Annotated in this window: 9 protein-coding genes; 1 reads left to right on the top strand and 8 read right to left on the bottom strand. The window is 43.7% G+C overall.

Going from position 1 to position 7,836, the window contains the following annotated elements; genetic code table 11:
- A partial coding sequence (locus L4C33_RS17585; protein WP_428813709.1) for an outer membrane protein transport protein occupies positions 1 to 1,245 on the top strand: 1,245 nt, incomplete at its 5' end.
- A gap of 95 nt (positions 1,246 to 1,340) precedes the next feature.
- Here the strand turns inward: L4C33_RS17585 and L4C33_RS17580 are convergent.
- The 8 genes from L4C33_RS17580 to L4C33_RS17545 form a co-directional block, all read right to left on the bottom strand.
- Complete coding sequence (locus L4C33_RS17580) at positions 1,341 to 2,132, bottom strand: MlaA family lipoprotein (protein WP_428813708.1); 792 nt, start codon at positions 2,130 to 2,132, stop codon at positions 1,341 to 1,343.
- Positions 2,133 to 2,255: 123 nt separating this feature from the next.
- Complete coding sequence (ccmI, locus tag L4C33_RS17575; RefSeq protein WP_428813707.1) at positions 2,256 to 3,470, bottom strand: c-type cytochrome biogenesis protein CcmI; 1,215 nt, start codon at positions 3,468 to 3,470, stop codon at positions 2,256 to 2,258.
- Positions 3,470 to 3,952, bottom strand: a complete 483-nt coding sequence (locus L4C33_RS17570; protein WP_428813706.1) for a cytochrome c-type biogenesis protein — start codon at positions 3,950 to 3,952, stop codon at positions 3,470 to 3,472. The genes ccmI and L4C33_RS17570 overlap by 1 nt, the downstream gene beginning before the upstream one ends.
- On the bottom strand, positions 3,952 to 4,503 hold the full coding sequence (locus L4C33_RS17565; RefSeq protein ID WP_428813705.1) for a DsbE family thiol:disulfide interchange protein: 552 nt from the start codon (positions 4,501 to 4,503) through the stop codon (positions 3,952 to 3,954). The genes L4C33_RS17570 and L4C33_RS17565 overlap by 1 nt, the downstream gene beginning before the upstream one ends.
- Positions 4,504 to 6,480 carry a heme lyase CcmF/NrfE family subunit gene (locus tag L4C33_RS17560; RefSeq protein ID WP_428813704.1) on the bottom strand — a complete coding sequence of 659 codons (1,977 nt, stop codon included), beginning with the start codon at positions 6,478 to 6,480 and terminating at the stop codon, positions 4,504 to 4,506.
- On the bottom strand, positions 6,477 to 6,962 hold the full coding sequence (gene ccmE, locus L4C33_RS17555; RefSeq protein ID WP_428813703.1) for a cytochrome c maturation protein CcmE: 486 nt from the start codon (positions 6,960 to 6,962) through the stop codon (positions 6,477 to 6,479). The genes L4C33_RS17560 and ccmE overlap by 4 nt, the downstream gene beginning before the upstream one ends.
- On the bottom strand, positions 6,959 to 7,165 hold the full coding sequence (gene ccmD / locus L4C33_RS17550; protein WP_428813702.1) for a heme exporter protein CcmD: 207 nt from the start codon (positions 7,163 to 7,165) through the stop codon (positions 6,959 to 6,961). The genes ccmE and ccmD overlap by 4 nt, the downstream gene beginning before the upstream one ends.
- Positions 7,166 to 7,176: 11 nt before the next feature.
- Positions 7,177 to 7,836, bottom strand: a 660-nt coding sequence (locus L4C33_RS17545; RefSeq protein WP_428813701.1) for a heme ABC transporter permease, incomplete at its 5' end; no start/stop codon positions are given.

The following is a 7,836-nucleotide window of genomic DNA, read 5'->3' as shown; positions in this document are numbered from 1 at the left end:
CTCCTATCTACAGCAGTGGCATTTGGACTTTTCTCAGCTTCAACGGTAACTCAGGCCGCAGGTTTCCAACTGGCAGAATACTCAGCAACAGGCCTTGGCCGCGCATACGCAGGTGAAGCCGCTATGGCAGATAACGCTGGTGCACAATGGCGTAACCCAGCAATGCTAACGCATCTTGAAGGTACTCAAGTTTCTGTTGGTGGTATCTATGTGAATCCAAATATTGATGTCGAAGGCACTTCTGGTACAGGTGCGACAAAGTCTGAGGATTTTGCACACGATGCTGTAATTCCAAACCTGTATATTTCTCATAAGTATTCTGAAAAGTTTGCACTAGGTCTGGCTGTTGGCACAAACTATGGGATGGAAACAGATTTAGGTGATGATTTTGGTGGTGCAAACCACGGAAATGAAGCTAGCGTTATTAGTAAGGAAATCAACCTAAACGCTGCATATAAAGTACAAAATAACCTGTCTATCGGTGGCGGTATCCGCTACGTTATCGCTGAAGGTAGCTTCGGGGCTAAAGCAGCTACAGATTTCGCTCCGCTTGCTATTAATAAAGGCGACACCCTGAAATATATGGAAGGTGATGATACCGCTTGGGGTTGGCAAGTAGGTACAGCATGGCAAATTAACGAAGAGCATCGTTTAGGTTTCACCTACAAATCTGAAGTTGATCTAACTTTAGAAGGTTATGCAGAAGGTGCAGGATTCACACTACCTCAAGGTGTAAGAAAAGATGGCTCTATGGAGCTAGCTCTTCCGGCTACCGCTGAAATTGCGTCATTTCACCAATTAACTGAAACACTAGCAATTCACGCAAGTGTTAACTGGACTGATTGGAGTAGTTTCGAAAAGCTAGTAGCAGACTTCCCTAACGACCCATCGGTATTAATCAAAGAAGAAAACTGGGAAGACAACTACCGCTTCGCAATCGGTACAACTTACCAAATGACTCCTAAGCTAGCATTGCGCTCTGGTATTGCATACGACACATCAGCTGTAAGTGATGAGCACCGTACAGCAACAATTCCAGAAACTGACCGTACATGGCTAAGCATCGGCGCTGGCTACCAGTGGTCTGAGCAACTTACACTTGATGCAGGTTTTACTTACATCATAGCTAAAGATGCAACGATGCTAGAAGACGATACAAGTTCTGCACCATTCGGCGGTAACTTCGAAGGTGAAGTAACTGGCAGTATCTGGCTAGTAGGTATTCAAGCGAACTACCGCTTCTAATCTGTCGTTCTAAAGTCGAGATGCCTTAAACAAAAAAGCTTGGTGATTACACCGAGCTTTTTTATTTTTTGTCGTAAAATAGTTAGTTCAAAAACTTAGAAGTCTTCTTCCAAGTAATCGTCTAAAAAGTCTTCTTCTGCTTCATCAACTTCTTCAGGTTCTAATTCAGCTTTAAAATCTCGACGCTGAATATACACTTCACGAGTCAACGCATAAGGGTCTGGCGACTCATGTAGAAGAGATTCTTGTGAAGCAAGTGCAGCACGCGACTCCATACCTTCTAATGCCCATTTTCCTAGGCTTGCCCAGAAATTTAGTAAGGCTAGCGGTACATATAAACCGTCAACCGTTTCTGTAACTTCACGTGTTGTGAATGGCCCATAGCCAGGAACCATGAAATAAGGTCCGTTCCCTACCCCATAATGACCAATCGCGTCAGAAAATGATTTGTCATCAAGTTTGGTTATTCCAGCGGCTCCCGCTACATCAATTAAGCCTAGTAGACCAAACGTCGAGTTCATCCAAAAACGGTTAAAGTGATCCAATGCTTTATCACCATTACCCATTATTAGATTGTTCACCATGCTAGATGGCTCGTCTAAATTAGAGAGGAAGTTGGAAATGCCACTACGAATCGGCACAGGCGTATAGTCTACGTAAGCGAGTGATACAGGGCGAACGAAGTATGGGTCTAGGTAGTCATAGTTAACGGTCCACATTGCGCGGTTAAAGCTTTCAAAGGGATCGTTAGGGTGAGAATCATCAATTTGAGTACTAGAGTCTGAAGTTATCGATTCTGTTGATTCTTCTTCAGGAGCGCTTGAACAGCCAACTACGAGAGTTGTCATTAGCATTACAGACGTCAATCTAAATACACGTGTCGACATGTGCGGCCTTTTCCATAAGAAATAGTGATTAAAACAAAGGCCAGCAATTGCTGGCCTTAATCATTTCGCTAAGTGTAATCCGATTAGATTCGGAATGCTACTTTTCGATATCAATCCTGTTTCTTAGTACTGCTGCCCGATAGTGATAGAAACGGGTGCGCCCAGCTCTACAACTTGGCTTTCACCGTACCAATCACCGTCTCTTGTTGCCACATTACCATCGCTGTCTAGTCTAGCTCGAACCATTAAAGTTTCTAAACTTGAAAGGTTACGACCTTGCATCATGCTGTTTCCATCATCTAATACAACAGTACGTGGGAACGAACCTAATGGATAGCGAGCTGCAGCTACAGGCATTGGGGAGCCATCAGCACTATGGACAGACACAATCAGAACCGAGTTAGGGTCAGCTTGCACTGCAGAATCAAGTTCAAGTGTAACTGAAACACTCTTACCCATTTCCATCTTGCCGCCCATTTTCTTAGCCGCACTTTCAATGCTACGTGAAAGCATTTCATAACGACTATCTTCTGAACCAATCATTTGCTGCATGATACTCCAGTACTTAACAGCACCAGGGTAATCTTGACGTTCGAACGCATCAAACGCTAGCAATGAGAACACACGAAGATCGACGTAATCGTTTTGAATCAAACGACTCAGTAATAAACGAGCTTCGTTTTGATCGGTTTCATCATCAGACAGCATTAGCGCTTGCGCATAACCTAACTGAACATCTTCATTCTTAGGCTCTATTTTGTAAGCACGTTTCATTGCATCAATTGAAGTACCAGCATCGCGGTTAGCTAATGCAATACGACCTAGAAGCAACCAACCGGTTGAGTCTTTTGGCTGATAATGAAGGCGAGTACGAAGTGCTAGTGTTAAGTCTTCCATTTCATCATCAGTTAATATCTCATCATTCTGAGACAATAACTTCTTAGAAAGCTCTGGTAAGTTTGAGCTTACCTCTTGCCAATGAACAACTTTATCAGCCGCACCGAATTTGTAGTACATGCCGTAGCTAAGTGCTACAACAAGCACCACTGAAGGTACTAACACAGACATAGGTGACATACTTGTTTTTTCGAGCTTTTTCTCACTCGGAATGTCATCAAGAAGAGACTGTTTAAGATCGTCAATCAGTTCATCTTGATTTTGAACCAAGCCTTCAGCAGTTTCTTCTTCAAGCTCTGTCAGTCTGTCTTTGTAGAATGCTTTGTTCAATTCATCACGCAGCGCTTCATCGTTATTCGTTTTTTGTTTCAATAACGGCAGTGCTATCAAAACACAGCCCATTAAGGTAAGAACAATCGTAGATACCCAAAATAGTGTCATTATTTGCTATCTCCGTCTTTATTCTCATCAAGGAGTGCTTTTAGGCGCGCTTCTTTGTCTGCGTCCCAGTTTTGTTTCGATTCCGCAGCTTTAACTTTGGCTTTTCTACTACGAAGTGCAATAAGACCAAAGCCAACAATAATGACTGAGAATGGTCCAACCCATAGAATCGCAGTTGCTAGCGTCAACGGAGGATTATAAGTCACAAAGTTACCGTAACGAGCAATCATGTAATCCACGATTTCTTGCTCAGACTGGCCGTCTTTAGTCATTTCATAAACTTTCTGACGTAAGTCTTGAGCGAGTTCAGCGTTGGAGTCGCCAATCGTATTATTTTGACATTTAGGACAACGCAAAGTGTTACTTAGATCTTTAAACTGCTGTTCTTGATCCAACGTTTCAAACTCATACACTTCAATCGTCGCAGAAGCAGGTAAAGAGAAAGCTAGAGTTGCCAGTAGCGCGAGTAATACTCGTTTCATTACTTAGCCTCCTCTAGTAGCTCTTGATACATTGGCTTAAGTGTCTCATTCCAATTTCTGTCGTTCACATCACCTACATGGCGGTAACGAACAATGCCTTGAGCATCGATAAGGAATGTTTCCGGAGCGCCGTACACACCAAGGTCTAAACCAAGCATGCCATCGCCATCAAACAGACTAATTAGGTAAGGGTTACCTAATTCATTTAGCCACTGAACGGCTTTGTTACGATCATCTTTGTAGTTAAGGCCGATGATTTTTACACCATCTGCCGCTAACTTGTTCAGGTAAGAATGCTCTGCGTAACATGTCGGGCACCAAGTTGCCCAAACATTCAATAGCAGAGGCTCACCTTTAAATACAGCCTGATCGTAGAGTTTACCCGGTTCAGCCAAGTCTTCTAAACGGAACTCAGGGACATGCTTACCCACCAATACAGATTCAAGCTTGGTTGGATCATCACCACCCTGGTTACGAATCAGCTGTGTAGCAAAGACCATTGCTAGCACCATGAAAGCGATCAGTGGGATAAATAAAATTTTCTTGTTCATTTATGCTTCCTGCCCTTCCAGTGACACCTTCTTTTTATCTGTCTTACGGAAACGGTAACGACGATCACTGATTGCAAGCGCACCACCTAAAGACATGATCAAAGAACCAGCCCAGATCCAACGAACAAATGGTTTGTAGTAAATACGTACAGCCCAAGATTTGTTGTCATCCAAACGTTCACCCATAGCGATATATAAATCACGAGTAACACCGCGATCAATCGCAGCCTCTGTCATCATAGATCTCGCAGTTGTGTAGAAGCGTTTCTCGGCATGAAGCGTATTAATGTACTTACCTTCTTTCGTGATTTCGAAATCTGCGATGTAGCCATCATAGTTTGGCCCATCTTTATCTCGAACACCGTCGAAGTAGAAGTTGTACTCATTCAGTTGGAAGCTTTCACCAGGGGCTAAACGAACATCACGCTCGATGCTGTAATTTTGCACCATAGCAATACCGATAACAGTCACAGCAAGACCAATATGACCAAGCATCATAGCCCAATGACTACGCTGAAGTTTAGTCACACCTTTTCTGAATGTATGACGGTGAGTAGCACGCTCATAAAGCTCGAAACCGTGCATAGAGATGATCCAAATCGCCATCATCCAACCGACAAATGCAGTGCCGCTGAAACGCTCCGCTAACACAGTAATAAAGAACGCTGCTAGACCGACGGAAATCACACCAGAGATAACCATTGGTTTAACAAGTTTAGATAAGTTGTCACGCTTCCAACGGATCAGTGGACCAATACCCAATAAGAATGAGAATGGGATCATTAACCAGAAGAACAGCATGTCGAAGAATGGAGCACCGATAGATACAGAGCCCAAACCGATTTGTTTATGGATTAATGGTAATAACGTACCAACAAGCACAACAACAAGTGCTGCAATTAATATGATGTTGTTACCCAACAAGGCGTTTTCACGAGAAACTAAATCGAAGTTACCTCGAACGCGCACAGCCGAACCTTTTACTGCAAACAGTAATAGAGAGCCGCCAATAACAAAGACTAAGAAGCCTAAAATAAACATACCGCGAGCAGGGTCTGACGCAAATGCGTGARCGGAAACCAGAATGCCCGAACGAACTAAGAAAGTACCTAGTAAGCTTAACGAGAACGCAGATAGTGCAAGTAATACCGTCCACGCTTTAAACGTGCCACGTTTTTCCGTTACCGCTAATGAGTGCATTAACGCTGTACCAGCCAACCAAGGCATGAATGATGCGTTTTCTACTGGATCCCAGAACCACCAGCCACCCCAGCCAAGTTCGTAGTAAGCCCACCATGAACCTAGAGCGATACCAACAGTTAGGAATAGCCATGCCGCAATTGTCCACGGACGAGACCAACGAGCCCATGCTGTATCAAGACGGCCACTCATCAATGAAGCAATAGCGAAAGAGAACGCGACAGAGAAACCAACATAGCCCATGTACAACATAGGTGGATGAATGATTAGACCCGGATCTTGCAACAGTGGGTTAAGGTCACGACCATCCACGGGGAAGAAAGGTAAAGTACGCAGGAATGGATTCGACGTCACAATGATGAACAGTAAGAACCCAACCGTAATTAGACCCATAATGGCTAACACGCGAGCTACTGATTCCTGTGGCATACCACGACTAAAGGTCGCAACCGCTACCGTCCAGCCAGCTTGGATAAGAACCCAAAGCAATAGTGAACCTTCATGAGCGCCCCAAACAGCAGTAATTCGATAGTACCAAGGGAGTTGGCTGTTCGAGTTACTGGCTACGTATTGGACTGTAAAGTCATTGGTATAAAATGCGTAACATAAAATAACAAACGAGATCGCTAAGAAAAAGAACATGCCCCAAGATAATGGACGAGCCGTGTTCATTAGCATTGTATTGTTTCGTGATGCGCCATACAGCGGCAGCACAGTTAGCAATACAGCTAAGCCTAGCGAAAGGATCATGGCGAARTGGCCAATCTCAGCTATCATTTAGCGCTTCCTTCTTTTTGATCTGTTGAATACTGCAATGGTTCGTGTGTTTTCTTCATTGCTTCTGCCACTTCACTTGGCATGTATTCTTCATCATGTTTTGCCAGTACTTCGAACGCTTCAATTGTTGTTGCGTTTTTAAGTACACCTTGAGCTACGATACCCTGACCTTCACGGAAGAGATCTGGAAGAATGCCATCGTAAACAACCGTTACTTTCGGGCCAACATCAGCCAAATCGAAACTTACTCGTAAAGATTCTTGGTCTCGCTTAACTGAGCCAACAACAACCATGCCACCAATTCGAAGTCGTTGACCAACTTCAGGCTTGGTGCCATCTGGTTTACCATTTACAAGTTCCGTCGGGGTGTAGAACAGATCCATGTTCTGATTGAGTGCATATATCATTAAACCAACAGTTGCACTTATACCCATAAAAATAGCTAGTATGATCCCTAGCCTCTTTTTACGTCTTGGATTCATAGAGTGTTCTCCATATGTTTTGCTGCGTCGATTCGTGCTTGACGATCAACTTTAGCCTGTACTTCACTTAGCAAACTTTTGCCACGACGAATGCTGACGATGAGTAATATAAACATCGCAAGAAAGGTGATTCCAAATGCGCTCCACACATAAGAGGCGTAGCCTCCCATAGCAAAGAAATCACTCAGAGATTCAAAATACATATTTAACTACCTCACTGAGTTTTTTCAGCTGCAAGTTTACGAACCCAAGGGCGATGACCTTCCTTACTGATGATTTCATTTCTGAATCTAACCATCGTCACCGCGCCAAAGAAGAACGCAAAACCAAAAATATTTAATAGAAGTGGCCACAGCATATCGTTAGATATCGATGGCTGATCAAATTTAGTAATCGTGGCACCTTGATGCAGTGTGTTCCACCACTCCACCGAAAAGTGAATAATTGGAAGGTTGATAACACCTACAATCGCTAAAATGCCAGCCGCCTTTGCAGCCATCTTCTGGTCGTCGAATGCGTGATATAGAGCGATAACACCTAGGTATAAAAATAAAAGAATCAATTCTGAAGTTAAGCGAGCATCCCATACCCACCAAGCGCCCCACATCGGCTTACCCCATACAGCACCTGTAAGTAGTGCGATAAAGGTAAAAACTGCGCCAATCGGAGCCATTGCTAACGCAGCCATATCGGACAGACGAACTTGCCAAACTAAGCCAATAAAAGCAGCGATTGCCATCGACATATACACACCCATCGACCAAATTGCCGAAGGTACGTGAATGTAAATGATCCTGAAACTATCACCTTGTTGGTAATCAGAAGGAGCAAATGCTAAGCCCCATACAGTACCCACTGATAGGCAGAACAATGC

The organism is Vibrio makurazakiensis (genome assembly GCF_050337375.1).
Classification (GTDB): domain Bacteria; phylum Pseudomonadota; class Gammaproteobacteria; order Enterobacterales; family Vibrionaceae; genus Vibrio; species Vibrio makurazakiensis.
This window is presented reverse-complemented; position numbering and strand designations above follow the sequence as displayed.